This is a genomic window from Pedococcus sp. P2_E5, from assembly GCF_056403895.1.
The window spans coordinates 1-23,505 of sequence record NZ_JBFUEP010000014.1 but is presented as its reverse complement, the minus strand read 5'-3'; the positions used below and the strand labels follow the sequence as shown (position 1 = coordinate 23,505).

Below are 23,505 nucleotides of genomic sequence, written 5' to 3'. Positions count from 1 at the left end.
ATGCGACGAATCACCCTGTGGGCGCTGTCCACTCTGACCACCCTGGTGCTGCTGTTCAGCTACCACACCTCGACCGCGGGCTCGGGCACGACGCTCGCCGCCGGGACCTCGGTCCAGGCGCCGGCCGCTGCGTCGGACACGACGTCCGACGGCTCGTCGAGCAGCAGCTCCGGCACCACGGATTCCGGGTCCTCCAGCTCGGGCGGCACGTCCGCCAAGACCTACACCGGCGACACCGTGCAGACCCGGTGGGGGCCGGTGCAGGTCCAGATCACGGTGCAGGACGGGAAGATCACCGCGTCCGAGGCGATCGTGTACCCGAACGGAAACCACGAGGACGTCGAGATCAACTCCGCGGCCCTGCCGGTCCTCAGCCAGGAGGCCGTGCAGGCGCAGAGTGCCGACATCGACATGGTGTCCGGCGCGACGGTGACCTCCGAGGGCTACCTGTCGTCGCTGCAGTCCGCCATCGACCAGGCCAACCTGTGACTGCGGTGACCACGGCCCCCCGCCGAGCCTTCGTCGAGCAGGTCATGGGCATGCCCGTCTCGATCCACCTCCGCGGCGATGCCCGGGGCGGCCTGGATGGTCCCGGGGCCGCGACCGCCGTCGAGCAGGCCTTTGCCGTCCTGCGCCGAGTCGACTCGGTGTTCAGCACCTGGCGCGAGGACAGCGAGCTGGTGCGGTTGAGGCGCGGCGACCTCTCCCCGGCGCAGGCGCATCCCTGGCTGGCCGAGGTCGAACAGCTGTGTGCCGAGGCGCAGCGGCGCACGACGGGGCTGTTCAGCGCCTCCTGGACAGCCGCCGGCTACGACCCGACCGGTCTCGTCAAGGGCTGGGCCGTCGAGCGGGCGGCGATGCACCTGCGGCACGTGCCGGGGATCTCGTGGTGCGTCAACGCGGGCGGAGACCTGCTGGCCGGCGCCGGTCACGCGGCCTCGCCGACCACCTGGCGCATCGGCATCGAGGATCCGAGGAAGCCGGGCGGCATCGCGGCGACGGTCCCGTTGCTCAGCGGGGGACTGGCCACCTCCGGCGCGGCCGCCAGAGGCGCACACGTCGTCGACCCGCGGAGCGGCGCGGCCATCGCCCGCGCGGGTTCGGCGACCGTCTGGGGACCCAGCCTCCTGTGGGCCGACGTCTGGGCGACGGCCCTCTTCGTGGACCCGTTGGTGGGGGAGCGGGCGCTGGAAGGTGCCGACCCGGCATACCGGTCACTGCTGCTCTGAAGGCTCAGCGGGGATGTGGCCCGGCCGGCCGAAGGGTCAGCGAGCCAGCGCCGCGGTGAGGGCCGCGACGTCCGTCACCGGGGCGTCGCACACGAAACCACGGCACACGTATGCCGCGGCGCCGCCGCCGACGAGGGGCCGCTGGGCCAGGAGCGGGTGACCCGGGGCGTCGGGCTCGCCGTGCACCACGACCAGCCCGGGTGAGGCCGAGCGGCGCGCGGCCTCGACCAGCGCGTCGGCGTCGGCGTCCGTGCCGACGACGGCTACCTGGAGGGGACCCGTCACGGAGGCCTCGGCCACCGACAGCGTCCACCCGGCGAAGCGAGGGTCGCGCACCGCCAGCTGTCCTGCTGCGGCGAGCGCTGCCTCCGCCCGGTCTCGCATCGCTGTGTCCCCGGTCAGGGCCGAGCAGGTGAGCAGGGCGCCGGCCAGGGCCGACTGGCCTGAGGGTTCGGCGTTGTCGGCGGCGCTGCGCGGACGGGTGAACAGCGCCTCGGCGTCATCGCTCGTGTCGTGGAACCCGCCGTCGTCGGCGGCGAACCGCTCGACCGCGGTGGTCAGCAGATCTCGTGCGACCGCAAGCCATTTCGCCTCGCCGGTGGCCTGGTTCAGCGCGAGGAGGCCCTCGGCCAGGTTGCCGTGGTCGTCGGCGACAGCGGCGGCTGTTCCGACCGTGCCGGCCCTCGAGGTCCGTCGCAGGCGACCGTCGACGACGTGCGTCGAGACGACGAACTCCGCGCACGCGGCTGCGGCCTCCACGAGGTCGGGCCGCGCCAGGACCACGCCCGCGTCGGCGAGCCCGGCGATGGCCAGACCGTTCCACGAGGTGACCACCTTGTCGTCGCGGCCGGGCTGCGGGCGCGACTGCCGCGCCTCGAACAGCCGCTGCCGCGCGCCGGCCCACCACGCCGCATCGTCGGGGTCGGCCGGCAGCTGGAGAGTGGACGAGCCGTGCTCGAAGGTGCCGGCGGTGGTGACCATGAGCAGGGTGGCCGCCCGGGCGCCGTCGTCGTCACCGAGGACCTCCGCCAGCTGGGCTGGTGTCCACGCGTAGGTCAGGCCCTCGACTCCGTCGGTGTCCGCGTCGAGCGCGGAGGCGAAACCACCCTCGTCGGTGCGCAGGTCGCGCAGCAGGAACTCGGCAGTCTCGAGGGCGACCCGCCGGGCAAGCGGGTCGCCGGTGGTCCGGTGCAGGTGCGTGTAGACCCGGAGCAGCTGGGCGTTGTCGTAGAGCATCTTCTCGAAGTGGGGGACCACCCAGCGGGCGTCGACGGAGTAGCGGGCGAACCCACCGGCGAGCTGGTCGTAGATGCCACCGCGTGCCATCGCATCGCAGGTGCTCGCCGCCATGGCCAGGGCATCGGCTGAGCCGGTCCGGGCATGGTGGCGCAACAGGAACTCGAGCACCATCGATGGCGGGAACTTCGGCGCGCCGCCGAATCCCGCTGCGCCGTGGTCGAACTGGCCGCGCAGCTGGACCGCCGCCGCCTCGAGCGCCTCCCCGTCCACGGCCTGCCCGGTGACGGGGACCGACAGCTCGCGCAGCCGCGAGGCGATGTGGGCGCCGCTCTCGAGGACGCGGTCGCGCTGGGTGGTCCAGGCGTCGGTGACCCCCGCGAGCAGCTGGAGGAACTGGCCCTTGGGGAAGTAGGTGCCGGCGAAGAACGGGTCGCCGTCGGGCGTGAGGACGCACGTCATGGGCCAGCCACCGTGTCCGGTCAGGGCGGTCGTGGCCGCCATGTAGACCGCGTCGATGTCGGGTCGTTCCTCGCGATCCACCTTCACCGCGACGAAGTCCGCGTTGAGCACCCGCGCCACGTCCTCGTCCTCGAACGACTCGTGAGCCATCACGTGGCACCAGTGGCACGCGGCATACCCCACCGAGAGGACGACGGGGACGTCGCGCTCACGCGCCTCGGCGAACGCCTGCTGACCCCATTCCTGCCAGTCGACGGGATTGTCCTGGTGCTGCAACAGGTACGGGGAGGTCGAGTCGGCCAGACGGTTCGGCATACGTCCCACTCTCCCTCAGAGGACGCTGGGAGGACGAATGGGGTACGGCTTGCGCTCAGGAGATGGTGATGGGGGTGCCCAGGGGCAGGAGCTTGGCGAGGGCGGTGATGTCCTTGTTGCTGAGCCGGATGCAGCCGTGGCTGCTGGAGCGGCCGATGCTGGAGGCGTCGCTGGTGCCGTGGAGTCCGATCTGGCCGGGACCGCCGCCAAAACTGGTCAGGACGTCGGAGAAGGCGGACAGGCCGTAGGCGTACGGGCCATAGCCGGCGTTGGTCGGGGCCAGCAGCTCAGCGAGGAAGAAGGTGCCCAGCGGGGTGGGGGTGCCCCCGGTGCCGGTTGCCGCGCGGAAGGTGGCGACCACTCGCCCGGACTTGTAGAGCCGCAGCCGGTGGGCGGTGGTCGAGACCTCGATGCGGTACAGGACCCGCGCGGTCGACACGTCGGCGCTCCGCACCCAGCCGGTGGTGCCGTTCGGCCTGACGGGCAAGGACACCTGCAGCCAGGCTCCCTCGCGCTTCAGGACCAGCAGTGTCCGCGGCGCTCCGTTGGCTTGGGGGTTCGCCAGGGTGTGGGCCACCAGGCCGTCAGGCTTCGTGTACACGGGAAGCGAATCGCCCACGGCAGTGGCAGAAACGGCTGAGGTGGGTGACGGTGAGTCGCCGGTCCCGGGCGCCGTGGTGGCTGCCGCGGGTGCCCGGGTGGAGGTGACCGACACAGTGGCGGTGGCGGGCTCTGGGTCGGTCGGTGCCGAGGGGGCGCAGCCTGCCAGCACGGTCGCCCCGAGGGCGATCACGAGGAGCTGGGGCAGGCGTCGCCGGGGCATGACCGCTACCCGGTGAAACGGGCTCCCGCGCGCACTGGGACCGCAGCCCCCGCAACTCCCGGTGTGCCGGCGCCCGACGGGGTGGATTCAGCGGGCGTCCCACAGCCCGGCCGCGTGATGGTGTTGCGGTCCAGGGTCACCGCGCCGGTGCGGGCCAGGAGTCGACCGGCAATGGTGGCGCCGGTCGTTGCCGTGATCGAGGCCTGGGCCATCACGGTGCCGACGAAGACGGAGTTCGACCCCAGCGTGGTGGAGCTGCCCACCTGGAAGTAGACGTTGCACGGGCTGGCGCCGTTGATCAGCCTGATGCGGCTCGCCGAAGCGGTGATCAGAGTGCTGGCCGACTTGAAGACGAAGACGGCGTTCGGGTTGCCCTGGGCGTTCAGGGTGAGCGTGCCGGTCAGTGCGAGCGTTGTCCCTGTGTACACGCCGGAAACCAGTGTCCTGCCCCCCAGCTCCGGGGGAACGGTCGCCGTGGTGCTCCGTCCGGCGGCATCGTTGTAGGCGGTGGTGAGATCGTTCTTGGCCCGCAGCGCGACCGCGTCGGCGCGGTGGATCGTCCCGTTGAAGACCAGACCGGGAGGAAAGCCCACCACGGCGGAGCCCGGACTGACGCCAGCGCTTCCACTGATGCGGGACGCCCCGGTGTTGGTGATGGTCGATCCGGCCAGCACCGCGAAGCTGCCCGCCGTCCCCATCCCGACGGGAGCGGTGGCTGCTTCCGCGGGCCGCGTCCCCACGAAGCCGACAAGGAGTGCCACAGCCAGCCCGCAGGCGACGGTCAGAAGCCGGCGGCTGCGGTGCGTGGGATTGGAGGCGGAGGAGGCGATGGAGATGCGACGTGCGGCCACGGTGGGCGCCCTAACAGAAAGGAAATGCTGCGGACGGCCGTACCAGTTGGGGGCGCTGTCCGCGCGAAACTTCCCCGCTGTTGCTGCTGTTGAGGGTCGCCCCCTTTGTACGGTTTGTCAAAAGGGATCTGTCGACGTGCCCCGAGTGGGGCGCCGGCCGCCGGACACCGGTTTGGAGACCGGGGCTGGGGGACCCTCGCACACAAAAGGCCCTTTTTGCCCGAGTTGAGGGCTACTGTCGGAAGTTACCGCAAGGTATCGCGGGTTCTGAACAGCTGACGTGACGGGATCACCGGCACGAGGGGGACCGTTCATGAACGGACACGTGTACGCCAGGGACGCAAGGCTGCGCAGCCGCCGCACCATGAGCGTGGCCGATGTGGCAGCACACCTCGACCACCGTCTCTACGGGCAGCCAGATGTCCCGGGGGCGACCGGGCAAGGGTGCGCCGACGCGGCTCTGGCCGGCTGCGCGGCCGTCATCTGCCGCCCGGAGAGCGTTGCCTCCGCCTCCCAAGCGCTTTCCGGCACCGCGGTGGCTGTCGCCACCGCGGTGTGTTGGGACAGCCCGGACACCGAGGTACTCGACACCCCCAGCATGATCAGCCAGGCCCTGGTCCTGACTGACCAAGGTGCCAACGAGATGGCGTTGGTGGCCACGAAGGAACGAATGGGCGTCGGCAGCGGCGGCGAGTTCGAGCGCCAGACCGCCGCCCTGGTTGCCTCCATGGACCAGCGGGACGTCCGTGTCCGTATCGTCCTGGACACCGAAGACCTGACATCGCCGGAGATCGCCAAGGCCTGCCGCCGGGCAACGGACGCGGGCGTGTGGATGGTCCAAGGCGGGTCGTGGCGTGGGCAGCGGACGGGGTTCGGCCAGGTCGAGACGATGCGGGACGCCCTGGGGGCCGATGTGCTGCTGAAATGGACCCAGCCGGTCCGGTCCCTGGAGATCCTGCTGCTGTGTCTTGCTGAGGGTGTCGAGCGCTTCAACGGCGACGTCGGACCGCTCATGGTCGCGGCTCGACGCAGTGCGATGCTCGGCACTTTGCACGTGCCGCTGGCCGGCACCGACTACTAGTGCGTGGGTGAGGTGATGGTCCGCAGCAGACCGATGACCTGCCGTTCGAAGTCGGCTGGAGACTCTCCTGCCTTGGTCACGAACCGGGTCTCGCCCAGGCGCAGCCGGCCCCGGTCGTTCTCGTCGAGCTCCCTGCCGGTGTAGACGACCATCGGCAGCGAGCGCAGTCGCTCGTCGCGGCGCAACGCCTCGACGACGGCATACCCGTCGATGTCAGGCAGCCCGAGGTCGAGGACGAGAAGGTCAGGCGCCACCTCACGGCTCATGGCCAGGGCCTGCATCCCGGTGTGGGCCACGCGGGCGTGGACCCCGTGGTCCGTGAAGAAGCCCTTGAGGACGTCGCCCAAGTCCTCGTCGTCCTCGATGACGAGGACGCTGGTGGTGGCGTCGGTGCCCAGTGCCTTGCGCAGGGAGCTCATCAGGGCACGCTGGTCGACGGGTTTCGTCAGCCAGGACGACGCGGTGGGGACGGCGATGTCGTCCGGGGCCAGGGCGCTGAGGATGACGATGGGGATGTGGGTGGTGGTCGGGTTCGCGCCGAGGGCGGCGATGGTCTCCCACCCCGACATTCCCGGCATACGAAGGTCCATGAGGATCAGGCTGGGCGCCTGGTCGGCAGCGAGGTCCAGCGCCTGCTGGCCGGTGTGCGCGATCAGGGTGGAGTAGTCGTGGGCTTCGAGCATGGCGGCCAGGACCTCGACGATGTCCGGGTCGTCGTCGCAGATGAGGATCGCGCCGACCGGCCTCGGTCCGGCTTGCTCGTCCTCGGCCTGCACGGGTGCGGCCCGCAGGATGAACGTCAGCGTGCTGCCCGACCCGGGTGTGCTGGTCGCCCAGATCCGGCCGCCGTGCTGTTCGACGATGCCGCGGCAGATGGGCAGGCCGAGACCGGTGCCGGTCTTGGCGCGGGTGTCCGAGGCGTCCACCTGGGCGAACCGGTCGAAGATGGTCTCGAGCTTGTCGGCGGGGATGCCCGGGCCCTGGTCGGTCACGGTGAACAGCACCATGCCGTCACCACCGGCCTCGGGCGACGCTGGCCCGGCGGACACCGTCACCACCCCACCCTCGGGGGAGAACTTCACCGCGTTGCTGAGCAGGTTCGCCAGCGTCTGGGCGATCCTGTCGCGGTCGCCGAGGACGACAGCGTCGGTGTGGTTCGCGCTGAGCGTCACGCCGGCCTGCTGCGCCATCGCACGCATCTCCTCGAGGGCCGCACCGACCAGCTCGTCCACGGACAGCCGCTCCACGTCGAGCTCGAGCTTTCCGGCGGACAGCTTCTCCACGTCGAGGATGTCGTTGACCAGGCGGACCAGGCGCTGGCAGCTGTTCAGGGCCACGTCGGCCATCCGCTGCGCCTTGGGCGGCAGGGTCCCGACGGCGCCACCGGCCATGAGTCCGAGCGCGCCGCGGATCGACGTCAGGGGCGTGCGCAGCTCGTGGCTGATGACCCCGACGAACTCGTCCTTCATCCGCTGGACGACGCGCTGCTCGGTGATGTCCTGCATCGTCCCGACGAGGCGAACGATGGTGCCGGAGTCGTCGCGCACCGCCCGTCCCATGGCGCGGACGTCCCGGACGGTGCCGTCGGGGCGCACGATGCGGTACTCGGAGTGGACGTCGCCGGGCGAGGTGGCCGCCTTCTCCTGGGCTCGGACGACGTCGGCCGCATCATCGGGGTGGACGCGGGCGGTGAACAGGTCGGCGTGGTGGCCCTCGGTGTCCGGGTGGATACCCAGGATGCGGTAGAACTCGGCGCTCCACTGGGTCTTCGCGGTCGCGAGGTCCCACTGCCAGCTACCGATGTGGGCCAGCTGTTGGGCGTCCTGGAGCTCGTCGTTGCTGAAGGCGAGCCGTTGGGCGTTCTCCTCCACGCGGCCCAGTAGGGCCTCGTTCCCCCTGCCGAGACGGTACAGCGCGAAGGCGAGGAGCAGCATCGCGCCCAAGGTGGCTGCTGCGACCATGGCGGTCCAGCGGATCGCCTCTTCCTGACGGCGGTCGGCCGCCTGGTTCGCCATCGCTGCGTGACGAGCGAGTTCGGCCGTCAACGTCGACTGGGGCTCGCCCATCTCGTCGAAGGCCTCGTCGAAGGCCGCGTGCTCCTCACGAGCCTGGCTGGGCGACGTGGCAGCCAGGGTGGTCAGCCTGAGCGCCTCGGCGGCGTAGGCCTTCAGCCGGGAGTCCAGGGCGCGCACATCCGGGTCGAGCGAGGTGGGCAGCGTCGACGCGTTCAGCCTGCCCAGGTCGGACTCGAGCCGGGCGACGTGGGTCTGGGTGCGGGCCGCGAGCTCGGCGCCGTTCTCGTTGTTGCCCCCGAAGGCCTCGAGCGACTCCAGCACATCACCGTGGATGGTGGCGTACATCAGGCTGGCATCCTGCTGGTACTGCTGGGCCATGCGCAGATCGGTGGCCCTGGCGTGGGCGCGCTCCACGTCGGCGAAGCCGGTCAGCGCCGTGGTGACCACCAACAGCGGGAGCAGGACCGCGACCACTGCAGCCACGAGCAGCGCGCGGCCCAACGGCAGACCGGCGAGGGGGTCGCCCGACCTGAGCCGGCTCACCCATCCGGGACCTCGTTGCGCGTCGGCGGGGGAGGTCGTCACGACCAGCCCAGCATCGACGACAGCGTGGCAGGCAGGAGCATCGGGTCGAAGGGCTTGCTCAGGACGCCGATGATCGGCAGCGTGGACAGGTCAGTCTGCCCCTTTCCCTGGGCCTTCGCCGTCAGCAGGACGATGGGTATGCCGGTCGTCACCGGGTTCTCGTGCAGGGCCACGGCGGTCGCGGGGCCGTCCATGCCGGGCATCATCACGTCCATGACGATGGCATCAGGCCGCTCCGAGACGGCGCGGTCCAGCCCTTCCTGACCACTGCTGGCGGTCGTCACCTGCCAGCCTCCCACCGCTTCCAGGCACATCTGTGCCACCTCGAGGATCAGCTCGTCGTCATCGACGACGAGGACCCGTCGGGCCCCCACCCCTTTCGATCCCGCTGCAACACCCCCGGTGTCGCTCATCGAGTGCGCTGGTCGCTCGCTGGTGCTTTTGTCCTCATGTGCACAGTGTGCCCCCTAATTGGCCCTGCGCCACCGGTTCGCGGCCAAGCGCGCCTTGTGGGCGCAGGCCGCTCGAGTGTGCGCAGGGGGTGAAGGTGCTGCACACTGGGCAAATGGCCGCAAAACTCCGATTCCACCATTCCTGCAGGTGAACGCGGCCGCGAACGCCAGTTCTCAGGGCAGCGTTGCCCGCCGAGTGCTCGTGGTGGATGACGATGAGCTCATCCTCGAAGTGGCCCAGATGAGCCTGGAACTGGTCGGCGGCTGGAGCGTCATCACGGCAGCCGACGGCCAGCAGGCGCTGGACCGTGCTCGCGCCGAACAGCCCGACGCGATCGTCATGGACGTGATGATGCCGCGCATGGACGGTCCCACCGCGGTGGTGGCCCTTCGGGCTGATCCCGCCACGGCCGGCATACCCATCGTGCTTCTCACCGCGAGTGTCCTGGCCGCCGAACGCGCCGCCCTGGCGGCCCTGCCCGTGGACGGGGTGCTGCGCAAGCCGTTCGACCCGATGCTGCTCGCGGCCGAGCTGTCCGCGATCCTCGGCTGGTCCTGATGTCCCCCGACCAGCCCATCGGTCCAGAGGCAGCGCTGCCGACGATGGCATCCTTTCGTGACCGCGCGAGGGTCACGAACCTCGCGCGGGTGGAGGCCATCGCGGAGGCCCTTCACCGCCTCGGTGACGGCGCCCTGGCTGAGGACGACCGGCTGACCGCGAGTCGGGCTGCCCACTCCTTGGTGGGTTCGGCAGGCACCTTCGGCTTCGGTGAGGCGAGCCGGCTCGGCCGCACGCTGGAGGCTCTGTTGTGCGAGGTCGACGGCACCGAGGACACCAAGGTCAGGGCCCAGCGGGGGCTGGGGCTCGTCGCTCAGCTGCGCGCAGCCCTGACTGCCGGGACCGATCCGGGCTGACGTTCAGGCGGTCGGACGGGCGCGCCACGTGCTGGCGGTGATCCGGTAGAGCCAGTGGCGCCGTCCCGGGCTGCCCTCGGGAACCAGCGGGTGGTCGAAGTCCCCGATCTCCACGGCAGGCATGAATGGCGCGTCGAAGCGGGGGATCGACAGACCCGTGAACCCCGCGAACTCCCCGGTCTCGGCCACCTCGACGGCCCACAGGTCCTTGCCGGGGCTGGGGCCGACGCCTAGGGTCGGTCGTGCGTCAGAACCCCATTTCTTTCACCTCGCGAGGCGCCGCTGCAAGCTCCGGACGTGAGGCGGTGCGGAGGGTGAGCAACAGGTGACAGCACAGACGGCATCGCGGCCGGCGAGCCTCCAGCTCGCCGAGCCGTGGGGCGGCACCGGGTGGGTCAGTGACCTCGGCGGCCCGGTGCACTGGGTGGACTACGGCGGCCCGGACCAGTCCGACGATTCCACGGCCGGAGTGCCGGTCGTCCTGGTCCACGGACTCGGCGGCTCGCACCTCAACTGGGTCGGGGTCGCGCCCGAGCTGGCGCGACGCCACCACGTGTATGCCGTGGACCAGGCGGGCTTCGGGCTCACGCCGGGGACCCACCGGTCCACCTCGGTGCAGGCGAACGCAGACCTGCTGGCGCGGTTCGTCCGGGAGGTCGTGGGGGGTCCCGTGGTCCTCGTGGGCAACTCCATGGGCGGGATGGTGTCGCTGCTGATGGCGGCCGCGCATCCTGAGCTGGTCGAAGGACTCGTCCTCATCGACCCGTCCATCCCGGTGCCACGGCAACGCCCGGACCTCGCCGTCAGCGCCGCGTTCCTGGTGTACGCCACCCCGTTCCTCGGTGAGCGCTACCTGGAGCTGATGACCAGGAGGACCAGTGACCGCCAGCGTGTCCAGAACGTCGTGAACCTCTGCTTCGCCGACCCGACCCGCGCCGATCCTGCAGTCGTCGACGCGGGAGTGGTCCTCGGGGCGCACCGCCGCACGGTGCCGGGCCAGGAGGCGGCGTTCCTCGGTGCGGCGCGGTCCCTGATGGGGGTGCTGGCCAACCCGCGCCGCTACCGGTCGGTGATGCGGAGCATCGACAAGCCCGTCCTGCTCCTGCACGGAGAGCTGGACCGGCTGGTCCCCGTCGCGGCTGCGCGGGCCGTGGCCGCCGACAATCCCTCCTGGGAGACGATGTTCCTGCCGGGCGTCGGCCACACCCCACAGCTCGAGGTGCCCGATGCCGTCTGGGAGCGAATGGTGACCTGGCTGGGAGACCAGGGCTTCACCCCGGGCCCATGACCACGGCATACCTGACCTGTCCGCTGTGCGAGGCGACGTGCGGCCTGGCCGTCACCCTCGACGGCGAGACGGTCACCTCGGTGCGCGGCGACGACGAGGACGCGTTCTCACGCGGCTTCATCTGTCCCAAGGGCGCCTCGCTCAAGGCGCTGCACGAGGACCCCGACCGGCTGCGCGGTCCTCTCGTCAAGCGTGACGGGCAGTGGCATGACGTGACCTGGGACGAGGCGTTCGAGGAGATCGACCGACGGCTGGTGCCCATCATCGCGGAGCACGGCCAGGACGCGGTCGCGTTCTACCTGGGCAACCCCTCGTCGCACAACCTCGGCGTGACGCTCTACGGCCGTGCGTTCTACCGCGCCGTCGGCACGCACAACATCTACACCGCCGGCAGCGTGGACCAGCTGCCGAAGCACTACTCGTCCGGCTACCTGTTCGGCGACCCCATGAGCATCCCGGTGCCGGACCTCGACCGCACCCACCACCTGCTCCTGCTCGGAGCCAACCCCTTGGTGTCGAACGGTTCGTTGATGACCGTGCCGGACGCCCGGGGACGCCTCAAGGCGATCCGGGACCGCGGTGGCAAGGTCGTCGTCGTCGACCCGCGAAGGACCCGAACGGCCGAGGCAGCTGACGAGCACCACGCCATCAGGCCGGGCGCCGACGCCCTGCTCCTCTTCGGGCTGGTCAACGTGATCCTCCGCGAGGGCCTGGCCGACCTGCGGCACCTCGCCGACCACGTGACCGGGCTCGACGCCCTGACGGGACTCGCTCTCCCGTTCACCCCCGAGGCTGTCGCGGAGCACACCGGCATCGATGCCGCCGAGATCGAGCGGATGGCTCGAGAGCTCGCCGCCGCCGAGAGTGCGGCCGTCTACGGCCGGATCGGGACGACGACGCAGGCGTTCGGCACCCTGGCCAGCTGGCTCGTCGACGTGCTCAACGTCATCACGGGCAACCTCGACCGACCGGGTGGGGCGATGTTCCCCCTTGCCCCAGCCGGACAGGCGAACAGCGTTGCAGCCAAAGGCAGTCCGCCGACCAAGGTCTGGCGACACGGACGCTGGAGCAGCCGCGTCCGGAGCCTCCCTGAGGTGATGGGGGAACTGCCGGTTGCGACGCTGGCAGAGGAGATCCTCACACCCGGACCGGGGCAGGTGCGGGCCCTGGTGGTCGTCGGAGGCAACCCCTGTCTGAGCACGCCCAACGCCGACCGGCTGCGCGAGGCGGTGCAGACCCTCGACTTCATGGTGTCCCTCGACGTCTACCTCAACGAGACGAGTGAGCACGCTGACGTCATCCTGCCGGGGCCGTCCCCGCTCGCCCGCGAGCACTTCGACCTGACCTTCACCCAGCTGTCGGTGCGCAACATGGCGAACTGGAGTCCGGCGGCCATGGCGACCGACCTGCCCCAGGAGTGGCAGACGCTCCTACGGCTGGCAGGCATCGCGGCCGGGCAGGGACCCCGGGCCGACATCGAGGCCCTCGACGACCTCATGGCAGCGCAGACGGCTGCCCGCCACCAGCTCGACCCGGCCGTCAGCGCTCCCCGGCGCGGGCCCGCCCGGCTGCTCGACCTGATGCTGCGCGCCGGTCCCTACGACCTCACCCTGGCTGACCTCGAAGCCGCACCGCACGGACTCGACCTCGGCCCCCTCACGTCGCGGATCCCCGAGGTCCTGCGCACCGCCAGCGGCACCATCGAGCTGACCCCGACCGCCATCACCGGCGACGTGCCGCGGCTGGTCGCCCTCCTGGACACCGTCCCGACGGAGGGCCTGGTCCTCATCGGGCGGCGTCAGCTCAGCTCGAACAACTCGTGGATGCACAACCTGACTCCACTGGTGCGCGGTGCCAACACCTGCACGGCACACGTGCACCCCGACGACGCGGCGCGGATCGGGCTGCGCGACGGCGGTGACGCGGTGGTGCGCTCACGGGCCGGCTCGATCACGCTGCCGGTGCAGGTCACCGATGTGGTGCGTCCGGGCGTCGTCAGCATCCCGCACGGCTGGGGGCACACCAGCCCGGGAGCCCGGACGGCCGTGGCGAGCGTGCACGCGGGTGTCAACAGCAATGTCCTCGCCGACGACCTGTTCGTCGACGCCCTCACGGGAACTGCCGCCCTCAACGGCATACCCATCACCGTCACCCCAGCCTGAGGAGCCGTCCGTGGACCGGATGAGCGCGATGGACGCGATGTTCTACTACATGGAGGGCGAGAACACCCCGATGCACGTGGGCGGGGTGTCCGTCATGGAGGGTCCAGCGCCGGCCTATGGTGACCTCGTCCGACTCCTCGCCGCCAAGATGGACCAGGTCCCGCGCTACCGGCAGGTGATCAAGACGGTGCCCTTCCAGGTCGGCCGCCCGATCTGGGTCGACGACCCGCACTTCCAGCTGCTCTACCACGTGAGGCACACGTCGCTACCGAAGCCCGGAGGCCCGGAGCAGCTGCGCAACCTGGCCGGTCGCGTGTTCGCGCAGCGCCTCGACATGACCAAGCCGGTGTGGGAGGCGTGGCTGGTCGAGGGTCTTGCCGACGACCGGTGGGCCCTGATCTCCAAGGCGCACCACTGCATGATCGACGGTGAGGGCAGCACCGACCTCATGCAGGTGATCTTCGACCTCGAACCCGAGCCGGAGCGCCGGGAGCCCCCCGACTGGTCGCCCAACCCGTCCCCGTCGACGCTCGCGCTCACGGCTGGGTCCTTGCGCGACTTCGTGCAGGAGCCCGTGCAAGCCATCGGCGTGCCCAGCCTCTCGGACCTCGGCAAGGTGCCCCGGGCGCTCGCCGGCGTCGGCGTCGCGGCCAAAGAGCTTGTCCCGCAACAGATTGCACAGATGATCCCCGGGCGCGGACAGGTGACTCCCAAGAGCATGAACGGCCCCCTCGGCCCCAACCGGCGCTGGGTCTGGACGGAGGCCACCATGGCGGAGGTCAAGACCATCCGCACCGGCCTGGGCGGGACCGGCAACGACGTCATCCTCGCGGCGGTGACCCGCGGCCATCGCGACCTCGTGATGGGCAGGGGCGAGCTCGTCCCCGACATGGTGGTGCGGTCGCTCGTGCCGGTCTCGACGCGTCAGGCGTCAGGTCGTGGTCAGGTGAACAACCAGGTCACGAGCGTCGTCGTCGACCTCCCCGTCGCCGAGGACGACCCGGTCAGGCGGCTGGCCTCGATCCGCGAGCAGATGGACCGCAACAAGCGGGGGATGGGGGCGGTGGACGCGGCCGCCATCGTCGGGCTGGCCGACTACGCCGCACCCACGCTGCTCGCGCTCGGCGCCCGGTCTATGTCGCGGATGCCCAACAGGCTCACCCAGACCGGGACGACCAACGTCCCCGGTCCGCGGATCCCGCTGTACCTCCTCGGTCACCGGCTCGTCGAGTCGCACCCCTACGTGCCGGTCTTCGCCGGGGTGCGGGTGGCCACCGGGATCTTCTCCTACCTGGACACCTTCAGCTTCGGGATCACCGCGGACTTCGACAGCTTCCCGGACGTCGAGGTCATCGCCGACGGCATTCGCGCCGGCTTCAACGAGCTCGTCGCCGCCGCCGTGTCCGGCACCGGGACGGGGACCGCGACCGCGACCGACCAGCAGCCCTGACCGTCAACGACTTCTGGCCACCAGTGCCCGGTCCCGAGCTCCCAGGAGCCCGGCACCGGAACACCAGTGGCCAGAAGTGCCGCCGATCAGTGGCCAGAAGTGCCGCCGATCAGTGGCCGCGAGTGACCGCGCCAGGGGCGACCGGGTCCGGGCTGCCGAGCATTTCGGGCCCGCGCTCGGGCCCGCGCTCGGGCTCTCGCTCGGGTGCACGGTCGGGGTCGCTGCCGACCGAACGGTCCGTCGCGGGTTCGTGGTCGTCGTCGATGAGCGTCGCCTCGTCGAACGGCAGGTCGCCGGCGAGGACCGCGTCGAGGCGTGGCCGGTCGAGCTCGCCCACCCAGTGACCGATCAGCACCGTCGCGATCGAGTTGCCGGCGAAGTTCGTCAGCGCGCGCGCCTCGCTCATCATCCGGTCGATGCCGACGATGAAACCGACGCCGTCGACCAGGTCGGGGCGGTGCGACTGCAAGCCGCCGGCCAGCGTGGCCAGACCCGCACCCGTCACGCCAGCGGCACCCTTGGAGGCGATGATCATGAACACCAGCAACGAGATCTGCTGACCGATGGAGAACGGCTTGTCCATGGCGTCGGCGATGAACAACGACGCCATCGTCAGGTAGATCGCGGTGCCGTCGAGGTTGAACGAGTAGCCCGTCGGCACCGTGATCCCGACGACCGGCCGGGACACCCCCGCGTGCTCCATCTTGGCGATGAGCCGCGGCAGGGCCGACTCCGACGACGACGTCGACAGGATGAGGAGGAACTCGCGGGCGAGGTAACGCAGCAGGGCGAAGACGTTGACCCCGGTCGCCAGCTTGAGCAGCGTCCCCAGGACGACGAACACGAACAGCGCGCAGGTGATGTAGAACGCGACCATCACCTGGGCCAGGCTCTTGAGCGCGTCGACGCCGGTGGCGCCCACGACGGCGGCCATCGCTCCGAACGCACCGATCGGCGCGACATACATGATCATCGCCATCAGGCGGAAGACGAGGCGTTCGACGTGCTTGATGCCGACCAAGATCGGCTCTCCGGCGCGACCCATCTTCTGCAGCGCGAAGCCCACGAGCAGCGCCACCAGCAGGGCCTGGAGCACCGAGCCCGAGGTGAGCGACGAGACGACGGTGTCGGGGATGAGCCCGAGGATGAAGTCGGTGGTCGTCGTGTGGGCCTCGCCCACCGCCTTCTGGCCGCTGGCGGCCAGCTCGTCGGTGAGGTGCAGGCCGGCGCCGGGCTTGACGATGTTGCCGACGAGCAGGCCGATCCCGAGCGCGAACGTCGACATCGTGACGAAGTAGGCCAGGGCCAGCCCACCCACCTTGCCGACCTGCGTGGCCTTGCGGACCGAGCCGATGCCCAGCACGATCGTGCAGAAGATGACCGGGGTGATCATCATCTTGATGAGGCTCACGAAACCGGTGCCGAGCCACTTGAGCTTGACCCCGAACTCGGGATTGACGAACCCGACGATGATGCCGAGGACCATCGCCACGATGACGGCGATGTAGAGGTAGTGCGTGCGGTCCCGCTTCGGTGCGGGGCGTTCGACGACGCTGTCGGCGCTGGTGCTCACGGTGGTCTCCAGGGGATCGGGTCCCGGGCGGTGCCCGGGAGCGGTGAACAAGGTCGAGGGTGGCCCCACCAGTGACTAGGGTCACGTTTGTGTTCTTTGAGTTCCCGGTATGCCGGTGAGCGCACCTCGGTGGCTCACCGCACCCGCGCGGTGGAGCGTGGCGGCGCAGACCTTCGCGCTGCAGGTGCTCGTCGCCCTGCTCGTGGTCGGGGTGGGGACCCTGGCGGCCTATGCGCAGGCACAGCGGGCCGGCACGCAGGAGGCGACCGCGCGGGCGACCGCCGTCGCCGAGACGGTGGCCAGCACACCGTCCGTCGTCGCGGGGGTCCGCACCGGTGCGCCCGGACCGGAGCTGCAGGCCTTCGCCGAGGACGTCCGCCGGGAGACGCGCACCGACTTCGTCGTCGTGATGAGCCCGGACGGGATCCGCTACACCCACCCCGACCCCAGGCAGATCGGTGGCCAGTTCCTCGGTCACATCGCCGCGGCCCGCGCTGGTGGCACCGTGGTCGAGGACTACACCGGCACGCTCGGCCCCTCTCGCCGCGTCGTGGTGCCCGTCCGGGACGACGCCGATTCGGTCGTCGGGCTGGTGGCGGTCGGCATCCGCAAGGCTGCGGTGAGCGAGCGGCTGCGCGGGCAGCTCCCGGCGCTGCTGCTCGCCGGGCTGGCCGCAGCCCTGCTGTCCGGCTTGGGCACCGCGCTCGTCAGCCGTCGCATCCGCCGCCAGACCCACGGACTCGGCGAGCGGCAGCTGCGGGAGATGGTCGAGTACTACGACGCCGTGCTGCACGCGGTGACCGAGGGGCTCCTGCTGACCGACCTCGACGGACGGCTCCGGCTCGCCAACGACGAGGCGGTCCGGTTGCTCGGGTTGCCCGAGGACGCGCGTGGCCGCCCCGTCGAAGAGCTGGGCCTGTCCGCCCCACTCCTCGCCGCCCTGACGGACGGCGAGCCGCGGGAGGACGAGCTGCACGTCACCTCGGCCCGCGTGCTCGTCCTCAACAAGGCGCGCGCCCAGTGGAACGGCCGCGCGCTGGGGTTCGTCGCGACGGTGCGCGACCGCACCGACCTCGAGCACCTCACCGGCGAGCTCGACTCGGCCCGCGGGCTCACCGAGGCGCTGCGCTCGCAGGCCCACGAGTCGGCCAACCGGCTGCACGCCATCGTGTCGCTCATCGAGCTCGGCCACCCCGACCGCGCGCTGGCCTTCGCCACCGACGAGCTGCAGGTCTCGCAGCGCCTCACCGACAGCGTGGTGGGGTCGGTGGGCGAACCGGCCCTGACCGCGCTGCTCCTCGGCAAGGCCGCCCAGGCCGGTGAGCGCGGGATCGACTTCCGGATCGCCGACGACGCGGTCTGGCCGCAGGACCTCGCGCCCGTGCGCGACGTCGTGACCATCGTGGGCAACCTCATCGACAACGCCTTCGACGCCGTCACCTCGGACTCGGGCGAACGTCGCGTCGAGGTGTCCTCGCGGATCGAGGGCGGCCAGGTCGTGCTGAGCGTGGCGGACTCCGGTCCGGGGCTGCCCCCCGACGCCGTCGACGAGGCGTTCCGACGCGGGTTCTCCACCAAGGAGCAGGGCGGGGCGGGTCGTCGCGGCATCGGGCTGGCCCTCGTGGCGCAGTCGGTGGCGCGCCTCGACGGGCTGCTGGAGGTGTCCGGGCCGCCGGGTGCCCGGTTCACCGTGCGGCTGCCGCTGGAGGCGAAGACCCGTGCCTGACGACGACCCGTCCGTCGACGCAGCCCTGCCCGCTGCCCTCAGAGTCCTCGTCGTCGAGGACGAGCCGGTCGCCCTCGAGGCCCACGCGGCCTACGTGGGGCGGGTGCCCGGCTTCGTCGTGGCGGCCACGGCCGCCACCAGCCACGAGGCGCTGCGCGCCCTGCAGTCCACGCCGGTCGACGTCGTGCTGCTCGACATGAACCTGCCCGACCGGCACGGCCTCGACGTCATCCGGGCAATGCGCGCCGGGGGACACCAGGCCGACGTGATCGCCGTGACGTCGGCCCGTGACCTCGACGTGGTCCGGTCGGCGGTGTCCCTGGGCGTCGTGCAGTACCTCCTCAAGCCCTTCGTCTTCGCGACCCTGCGCGACCGCCTCGAGGCCTACCGCGCCTATCGGACCCAGCTCGGCGACACCCAGCACCTGTCCACCCAGGCGGAGGTCGACGAGGTCTTCGCCGGCGTGCGCACCAGCACCCCCACCGCGCTGCCCAAGGGAATGAGCGAGGAGCTGCTGGCGCGCGTGACCCGGGCGCTGCGGGGCGCCGGCTCGGGCCTGTCCGCGACCGAGCTCGGTGAGGCCATCGGCGTGAGTCGCGTGACCGCTCGCCGCTACGCCGAGCACCTCTGCGACAACCGCCTCGCCGTGCGCACCCAGAGGTATGCCGGTGCCGGGCGTCCCGAGGTCGAGTACCGCTGGGTGTCAGCAAGGTGACCCCTGCTCAGGCGTCGAGGGCCTTGAGCAGCGCGACGTTGAAGGACACCGCCTCACGGTCGCCGTCTGCGGCCGCCCAACCGGCCTCGATCGCGGTGTGGACGTAGGTCCACGCGAGGGCCTCGTCCTCGTCGATACCGGCTGCGTCGCAACAGATCTCGAGTCGGCGCCGCACCAGGTAGCGGAAGGTCGACCCGGTGCCGAGCTCGTGGGTGCGGTTGCGCAGGAGGGGCTGGATCTCGAAGCCGGGGTGTCCGGCCATGGCGTGCGGGTCGATGGCCAGCCAGTCCGGGCGACCCGAGCCGGGGAGGCTGGCGAGCACGTTCTCGTAGTGCAGGTCCGTGTGGACCAGCGTGGCGTCGCACGCAGGGTCGCTGGTGAGGTCTCGCACGAGGCCGGACGTGCGTTCCAGCATCCGGCGGGGGAGCGCACCGTCGGCCTTCTCCAGCGTCGCGAGCTGTTCCCGGGCGAACGCCGAGAGCGGCCGAAGCCCATGCGGGGCAGGGACGTTCAGCTCCCGCAGCAGCCCTCCGACGGTCTGGCAGGCGGCGTCGACGTCGACCGAGCGGAGGTCGCGGTCGGGGTCGAGGGCCTCCAGCAGCAGGGCCCCACGGCCGGGGTCCGCCGCGACAAGGCGGACCGCGCCGTGGCCGTCCCACTGCCGCAGCACCAGCGGCTCGTCGCGGGACTCGATGTGGGGCCAGACGAGCTTGAGCGCCAGCCGTTCGCCGTCGCGGCGCACCGGCACGACGACCGCGGTCCATCCGGTGGCGCCGACCCCCAGAGGTTCCAGCCCCCAGTGGTCGAGCACCTCGGCCAGCAGCCGTGGCAGCCGCGCGGACCAGTCGGCGCCGGACGGCCCGCCGACGGCCCCGTCCTGCTCCGAGAAGCGGTGGACGAAGGCACGGAAGTGCTCGGGAACCAGCGGCGCGACGTCCTCGGGACGGGTCACGCGAGGCCGGGGAAGGCGGACAGCCGGACACCCCACTGCGACGCCAGGACCTCGGTGTCGGCCAGCCACTGGACCAGCGCGCCGAGGGGCCCGATGTCGCCGCCGGTCGACCCCAGGTCCCTGGCGACGGACGCGCGCAGGTCGGTGAGCACCTGCACGGCCAGCCTGCGCGCCGTCGCGGCCGTCGTCACCKGAAAGGGCAGCGGGTAGCCCAGGGCGGGTGGCCCGGCGGACGCCCCGGCCAGCGACTCCTGGTCCTGCGCGCGCGACTCCAGGGCCGAGAGGGTGGCCAGCGCGAGGGTGTGCTGGGCACCACTGGGGGACTGCGCGGCCACGACCTCGAAGGCGTACACGGCAGCGCGGGTGCTCTCGAGGTAGGACGCAGCCAGGGAGGGGGCCGACCAGCTGGTCTCTGGCCACGTCGCGGGCGCACCCAACAGGGTCGCCGCGGCGGCTCGCTGGGCGAGCACACTCCCGATCAGGGGGATGGCGGGCGAGGGCACTCTCGCGAGCGACGCGATCGCCGCCGGCCCGAGGTCGCTGACCTCCTCGGCGCCCAGAGCCTTGGGACCCTGGACGGGAGGGGCCGTGCTCGTGCTCGCCGAGCTGGTGGGGCTTCCCGAGCCGGTGGCCGTCGTGGCCGTCGTGGCCGTTGCCGTCGCGGTTCCCGAGGCCGATGGGCTGCCCGTGGCCTTGTCCAGCACCGTGCGCGGGACCCCCAGCCTCAGCAGCTCCGTCTCCAGCACCGACACCTGGCTGCGGTGCAGGGTGGCCAGCCGTGCGGGTAGTCCGGTCGTCGGTCCGCGCAGGGACGTGGCCAGGCGGGCGAGGTCGTCGCTGTGCCGCCACAGGGCCAGCAGGAACGACTCGCTCGGTATGGGTGCGCGGGTGGGGATGAGCGGCACCCTGGGTGCGTCGTCCTCGAGCCTGATGCCGCAGGCAGCCAGCGAGGCTGCCGCGACTACGCCGAGCCCCAGGGTGAGCACGCGGCGCCGGGTGGGGCAAGGCGGCATACCGGCGTCGTCCTGGGGCATGGGCCGATCATGGCATGGCCGCCGGTGCTGGCATGCGGCTCGCTGACGGCGCGGATAGAGTGGCGGTGCACGGCCACCAAACTTCAGAGAGGACGAGTCAGTGAGCGTCAAGGAACAGATTCGTCCCGCCGTCGAGGGCCCGCTGCGCGACCTCGGCCTGTTGGTCGAAGACGTCGCCGTGACCCCCGCAGGCAAGCGTCGCCTGGTCCGCCTCTGGATCGACCGCATCCTCGACGCGACCGGGGACACGACGACCACCACGCCGCCCCTCACCCTCGACGAGGTGGCCGACGCCACCCGAGCCGTGAGCGATGCGCTCGACGAGACGGGCGCGATGGGCGAGCAGCCCTACACCCTCGAGGTCGGGTCACCGGGCATCGACCGGCCGCTGACCGAGCCTCGCCACTTCCGGCGCAACGTCTCCCGGCTGGTGACCATCACCCCGCTGGAGGGCCCGGCCGTCACCGGCCGCATCACTGCCGCTGGTGAGACAGGTGTGACCCTCGAGGTCCCTGCGGTCAAGCAGGTGCCCGCCCAGTCCGTGGACGTGGCGTATGCCGACGTGTCCAGGGCCGTGGTGCAGGTCGAGTTCTCGAGGGCAGCCAGCGACGACGACGACGATTCTGAGGAGAACTGACATGGACATCGACCTGGCTGCACTGAGGGCGCTGGAGCGCGAGCGCGACATCTCCCTCGACATCCTCATCCCCGCGATCGAGCAGGCCCTCCTGGTGGCCTACCACCGCACCGACGGCGCGTACCGCTCAGCAAGGGTGGAGCTCGACCGCAAGACCGGGCACGTCATYGTCTGGGCCAAGGAGGAGATCGAGCAGCCCGAGCCCGAGCGCGCGGAGTCGGACGGGGCCTCGGAGTCCGACGGCCCGCCGCCGCCGGTCGAGCGTCCCGTGCGTGAGTACGGCCCGGAGTTCGACGACACCCCGACCGGTTTCGGCCGGATCGCCGCCTCCACCGCGCGGCAGGTCATCGTGCAGCGGCTGCGCGACCTCGAGGACGACGCGATCATGGGTGACTTCAAGGGTCGCGAGGGCGACGTCGTCGCCGGCATCATCCAGCAGAGCCCCGACCCCCGGGTGGTGACGGTCGACTTCGGCACGGTCGAGGGCATCCTGCCCCTCGCCGAGCAGGTGCCGGGGGAGAAGTATGTCCACGGGGAGCGGCTGCGGTGCTTCGTGGTGTCCGTGCGGCGCGGGCCCAAGGGCCCCCAGATCGGCCTGTCGCGCACCCACCCCAACCTCGTCCGCAAGCTGTTCGCCCTCGAGGTGCCCGAGATCGCCGACGGTTCGGTGGAGATCGCCGCCCTGGCGCGGGAGGCCGGCCACCGCACCAAGATCGCGGTGCACTCCAAGGTCGCCGGGCTCAACGCCAAGGGCGCCTGCATCGGCCCGATGGGCGCCCGCGTCCGTGCCGTCATGACCGAGCTCCACGGGGAGAAGATCGACATCGTCGACTACTCCGACGACGCCCGCACCTTCGTGGCGGCAGCCCTGTCGCCCTCCCGGGTGCAGTCGGTGCAGATCGTCGACCAGACCCTGCGTTCGGCGCGCGTGATCGTCCCCGACTACCAGCTGTCGCTGGCCATCGGCAAGGAGGGCCAGAACGCCCGCCTGGCCGCCAAGCTCACCGGTTGGCGCATCGACATCCGCCCCGACACCGCCCCCGTCGCGGCGTCCTCCGCGGGTGCGGATGACGCGTCCGATCGGCAGTAGGGGCTAGACTGGTGGTGACCGACCGGACTGGACTCCGGCCAGCGGCATCGCGCACGACCCTCCACACCTCGCACGGGCAACCGACCCGGACGTGTGTGGGATGCCGCCGGACGGATAGCTGGTCGGCACTCCTGCGAGTGGTCGCGGAGACGGATGACACCGGAGCAGTCCGGCTGACTCCTGACCTGCGGCGTTGCCTGCCGGGGCGCGGCGCTTGGCTGCACCCCACGGGCGACTGTCTTGAGCAGGCCCTTCGCCGCCGGGCGTTCGGTCGCGCGCTGCGTGTCAGCGCCGCCCCCGATCCGGCAGCGGTCACGGCATACGTCGAGGGCCTGGACACGACCACGAGCACCCAGCCCTCACCCGAGGGAACCGTCCATATCCATCGAACCGAGATCGGGTTTGACGCTGATGAGCATTCGATGAGAACTCAGCAATGAGCTCCAACCAGCCTTAACGACGGTCCGCGCCTGTCACCTGACACACGGACCAGGAACAGGAGAAACGTGGCCAAGGTCCGTGTAAGCGCGCTCGCCAAAGAGCTCGGCACCGACAGCAAGACGCTGATCGCCCACCTCAACAGCATTGGCGAGTACGTCAAGACCGCCAGTTCGACGATTGAGGCCCCCGTCGTCCGCAAGGCGACCGAGACATTCCCCGAGGACCTCAAGAAGGCTCCCGCCAAGCAGGCTGCAGCGAAGCCGGCCGGTCCGGCCGCTCCCGCCGCACCTGCCGCCACCGCGCCAGCGGCGCCAGCAGCGCCCGCCGCTGCCCCAGCGGCTCCGGCTCCTGCCGCGTCGGCTCCGGCCGCTACGGCTGCCCCGGCCCCGGCACCCGCGTCTCCCGAGACGGTGGCGGCTCCAGCTGCCGCCGCACCGGCGAGCCCGGCTCCGGCAGCGCCCGCTGCTCCGGAG

Annotated in this window: 23 protein-coding genes; 14 read left to right on the top strand and 9 right to left on the bottom strand. The window is 71.2% G+C overall.

Translation table 11 applies throughout. The features are described 5' to 3' along the window. Together AC1DVZ_RS06395 and AC1DVZ_RS06390 are read left to right on the top strand one after the other, a co-directional pair. The gene (locus tag AC1DVZ_RS06395; protein WP_477617343.1) at window positions 1–489 is read left to right on the top strand and encodes an FMN-binding protein; all 489 of its coding nucleotides are present in this window, start codon (window positions 1–3) and stop codon (window positions 487–489) included. Window positions 490–494: 5 nt separating this feature from the next. Next, window positions 495–1,229, top strand: a complete 735-nt coding sequence (locus tag AC1DVZ_RS06390) for an FAD:protein FMN transferase (RefSeq protein ID WP_477617342.1) — start codon at window positions 495–497, stop codon at window positions 1,227–1,229. A 36-nt stretch (window positions 1,230–1,265) separates the two neighbouring features. Here the strand turns inward: AC1DVZ_RS06390 and AC1DVZ_RS06385 are convergent, their stop codons facing one another. Genes AC1DVZ_RS06385 through AC1DVZ_RS06375 form a run of 3 tightly spaced genes read right to left on the bottom strand, consistent with a single transcriptional unit; the run spans window position 1,266 to window position 4,916 of the window. Then, window positions 1,266–3,242 carry a thioredoxin domain-containing protein gene (locus tag AC1DVZ_RS06385; protein WP_477617341.1) on the bottom strand — a complete coding sequence of 659 codons (1,977 nt, stop codon included), beginning with the start codon at window positions 3,240–3,242 and terminating at the stop codon, window positions 1,266–1,268. Between the two features lie 55 nt (window positions 3,243–3,297). Continuing rightward, window positions 3,298–4,065, bottom strand: a complete 768-nt coding sequence (locus AC1DVZ_RS06380; RefSeq protein ID WP_477617340.1) for a L,D-transpeptidase — start codon at window positions 4,063–4,065, stop codon at window positions 3,298–3,300. 5 nt (window positions 4,066–4,070) lie between these two features. Continuing rightward, complete coding sequence (locus AC1DVZ_RS06375) at window positions 4,071–4,916, bottom strand: ice-binding family protein (protein WP_477617339.1); 846 nt, start codon at window positions 4,914–4,916, stop codon at window positions 4,071–4,073. Window positions 4,917–5,229: 313 nt separating this feature from the next. Here AC1DVZ_RS06375 and AC1DVZ_RS06370 point away from each other — a divergent pair, with 313 nt between their 5' ends. Further along, window positions 5,230–5,997, top strand: coding sequence for a hypothetical protein (locus AC1DVZ_RS06370; RefSeq protein WP_477617338.1), 768 nt, complete (start codon window positions 5,230–5,232; stop codon window positions 5,995–5,997). Here AC1DVZ_RS06370 and AC1DVZ_RS06365 read toward each other — a convergent pair. Both AC1DVZ_RS06365 and AC1DVZ_RS06360 read right to left on the bottom strand, forming a co-directional pair. Further along, window positions 5,994–8,597 (bottom strand): hybrid sensor histidine kinase/response regulator, encoded by a 2,604-nt coding sequence (locus AC1DVZ_RS06365; protein WP_477617337.1) that lies wholly within the window; start codon window positions 8,595–8,597, stop codon window positions 5,994–5,996. The two genes, AC1DVZ_RS06370 and AC1DVZ_RS06365, sit on opposite strands and share 4 nt — an antisense overlap. Then, window positions 8,594–9,010 carry a response regulator gene (locus AC1DVZ_RS06360; RefSeq protein ID WP_477617336.1) on the bottom strand — a complete coding sequence of 139 codons (417 nt, stop codon included), beginning with the start codon at window positions 9,008–9,010 and terminating at the stop codon, window positions 8,594–8,596. The genes AC1DVZ_RS06365 and AC1DVZ_RS06360 overlap by 4 nt, the downstream gene beginning before the upstream one ends. 244 nt (window positions 9,011–9,254) lie before the next feature. Between AC1DVZ_RS06360 and AC1DVZ_RS06355 the strand changes: the two genes are divergently transcribed. After that, window positions 9,255–9,608: a response regulator gene (locus AC1DVZ_RS06355; RefSeq protein ID WP_477617335.1), complete on the top strand. Its 354-nt coding sequence runs from the start codon at window positions 9,255–9,257 to the stop codon at window positions 9,606–9,608. After that, the gene (locus AC1DVZ_RS06350; protein ID WP_477617334.1) at window positions 9,608–9,964 is read left to right on the top strand and encodes an Hpt domain-containing protein; all 357 of its coding nucleotides are present in this window, start codon (window positions 9,608–9,610) and stop codon (window positions 9,962–9,964) included. The genes AC1DVZ_RS06355 and AC1DVZ_RS06350 overlap by 1 nt, the downstream gene beginning before the upstream one ends. A gap of 3 nt (window positions 9,965–9,967) precedes the next feature. Here the strand turns inward: AC1DVZ_RS06350 and AC1DVZ_RS06345 are convergent, their stop codons facing one another. Continuing rightward, complete coding sequence (locus tag AC1DVZ_RS06345) at window positions 9,968–10,153, bottom strand: hypothetical protein (RefSeq protein ID WP_477617333.1); 186 nt, start codon at window positions 10,151–10,153, stop codon at window positions 9,968–9,970. Between the two features lie 136 nt (window positions 10,154–10,289). Between AC1DVZ_RS06345 and AC1DVZ_RS06340 the strand changes: the two genes are divergently transcribed. The 3 genes from AC1DVZ_RS06340 to AC1DVZ_RS06330 are packed head-to-tail and all read left to right on the top strand — an operon-like array spanning window position 10,290 to window position 14,864. After that, entirely contained in the window at window positions 10,290–11,252 is a 963-nt protein-coding gene (locus AC1DVZ_RS06340; protein WP_477617332.1) for an alpha/beta fold hydrolase, read from the top strand. After that, complete coding sequence (locus AC1DVZ_RS06335) at window positions 11,249–13,414, top strand: molybdopterin-dependent oxidoreductase (protein WP_477617331.1); 2,166 nt, start codon at window positions 11,249–11,251, stop codon at window positions 13,412–13,414. Before AC1DVZ_RS06340 ends, AC1DVZ_RS06335 begins: the two co-directional genes overlap by 4 nt. A gap of 19 nt (window positions 13,415–13,433) precedes the next feature. Then, window positions 13,434–14,864, top strand: coding sequence for a WS/DGAT/MGAT family O-acyltransferase (locus tag AC1DVZ_RS06330; RefSeq protein ID WP_477617394.1), 1,431 nt, complete (start codon window positions 13,434–13,436; stop codon window positions 14,862–14,864). Between the two features lie 109 nt (window positions 14,865–14,973). Here the strand turns inward: AC1DVZ_RS06330 and AC1DVZ_RS06325 are convergent, their stop codons facing one another. Then, entirely contained in the window at window positions 14,974–16,437 is a 1,464-nt protein-coding gene (locus AC1DVZ_RS06325) for a cation:dicarboxylate symporter family transporter (RefSeq protein ID WP_477617330.1), read from the bottom strand. 115 nt (window positions 16,438–16,552) lie between these two features. Here AC1DVZ_RS06325 and AC1DVZ_RS06320 point away from each other — a divergent pair, with 115 nt between their 5' ends. Next, on the top strand, window positions 16,553–18,163 hold the full coding sequence (locus tag AC1DVZ_RS06320; RefSeq protein WP_477617329.1) for a sensor histidine kinase: 1,611 nt from the start codon (window positions 16,553–16,555) through the stop codon (window positions 18,161–18,163). Continuing rightward, a complete protein-coding gene (locus tag AC1DVZ_RS06315) occupies window positions 18,156–18,878 on the top strand; it encodes a response regulator (RefSeq protein ID WP_477617328.1) in 723 nt (240 codons plus the stop codon). The genes AC1DVZ_RS06320 and AC1DVZ_RS06315 overlap by 8 nt, the downstream gene beginning before the upstream one ends. Before the next feature lie 7 nt (window positions 18,879–18,885). Here AC1DVZ_RS06315 and AC1DVZ_RS06310 read toward each other — a convergent pair whose 3' ends face one another. Beyond that, window positions 18,886–19,830, bottom strand: a complete 945-nt coding sequence (locus tag AC1DVZ_RS06310; protein ID WP_477617327.1) for an aminoglycoside phosphotransferase family protein — start codon at window positions 19,828–19,830, stop codon at window positions 18,886–18,888. Further along, window positions 19,827–20,864 carry a DUF4439 domain-containing protein gene (locus tag AC1DVZ_RS06305; protein WP_477617326.1) on the bottom strand — a complete coding sequence of 346 codons (1,038 nt, stop codon included), beginning with the start codon at window positions 20,862–20,864 and terminating at the stop codon, window positions 19,827–19,829. The genes AC1DVZ_RS06310 and AC1DVZ_RS06305 overlap by 4 nt, the downstream gene beginning before the upstream one ends. A 100-nt stretch (window positions 20,865–20,964) precedes the next feature. Here AC1DVZ_RS06305 and rimP point away from each other — a divergent pair, with 100 nt between their 5' ends. The 4 genes from rimP to AC1DVZ_RS06285 form a co-directional block, all read left to right on the top strand. Then, the gene (rimP, locus tag AC1DVZ_RS06300) at window positions 20,965–21,501 is read left to right on the top strand and encodes a ribosome maturation factor RimP (protein ID WP_477617325.1); all 537 of its coding nucleotides are present in this window, start codon (window positions 20,965–20,967) and stop codon (window positions 21,499–21,501) included. A gap of 1 nt (window position 21,502) precedes the next feature. Then, window positions 21,503–22,591, top strand: a complete 1,089-nt coding sequence (nusA, locus tag AC1DVZ_RS06295; RefSeq protein WP_477617324.1) for a transcription termination factor NusA — start codon at window positions 21,503–21,505, stop codon at window positions 22,589–22,591. A gap of 11 nt (window positions 22,592–22,602) precedes the next feature. Then, the gene (locus AC1DVZ_RS06290) at window positions 22,603–23,031 is read left to right on the top strand and encodes a YlxR family protein (protein ID WP_477617323.1); all 429 of its coding nucleotides are present in this window, start codon (window positions 22,603–22,605) and stop codon (window positions 23,029–23,031) included. A gap of 66 nt (window positions 23,032–23,097) precedes the next feature. Beyond that, window positions 23,098–23,505: translation initiation factor IF-2 N-terminal domain-containing protein (locus tag AC1DVZ_RS06285; RefSeq protein WP_477617322.1), on the top strand; the 408-nt coding region annotated here is incomplete at its 3' end.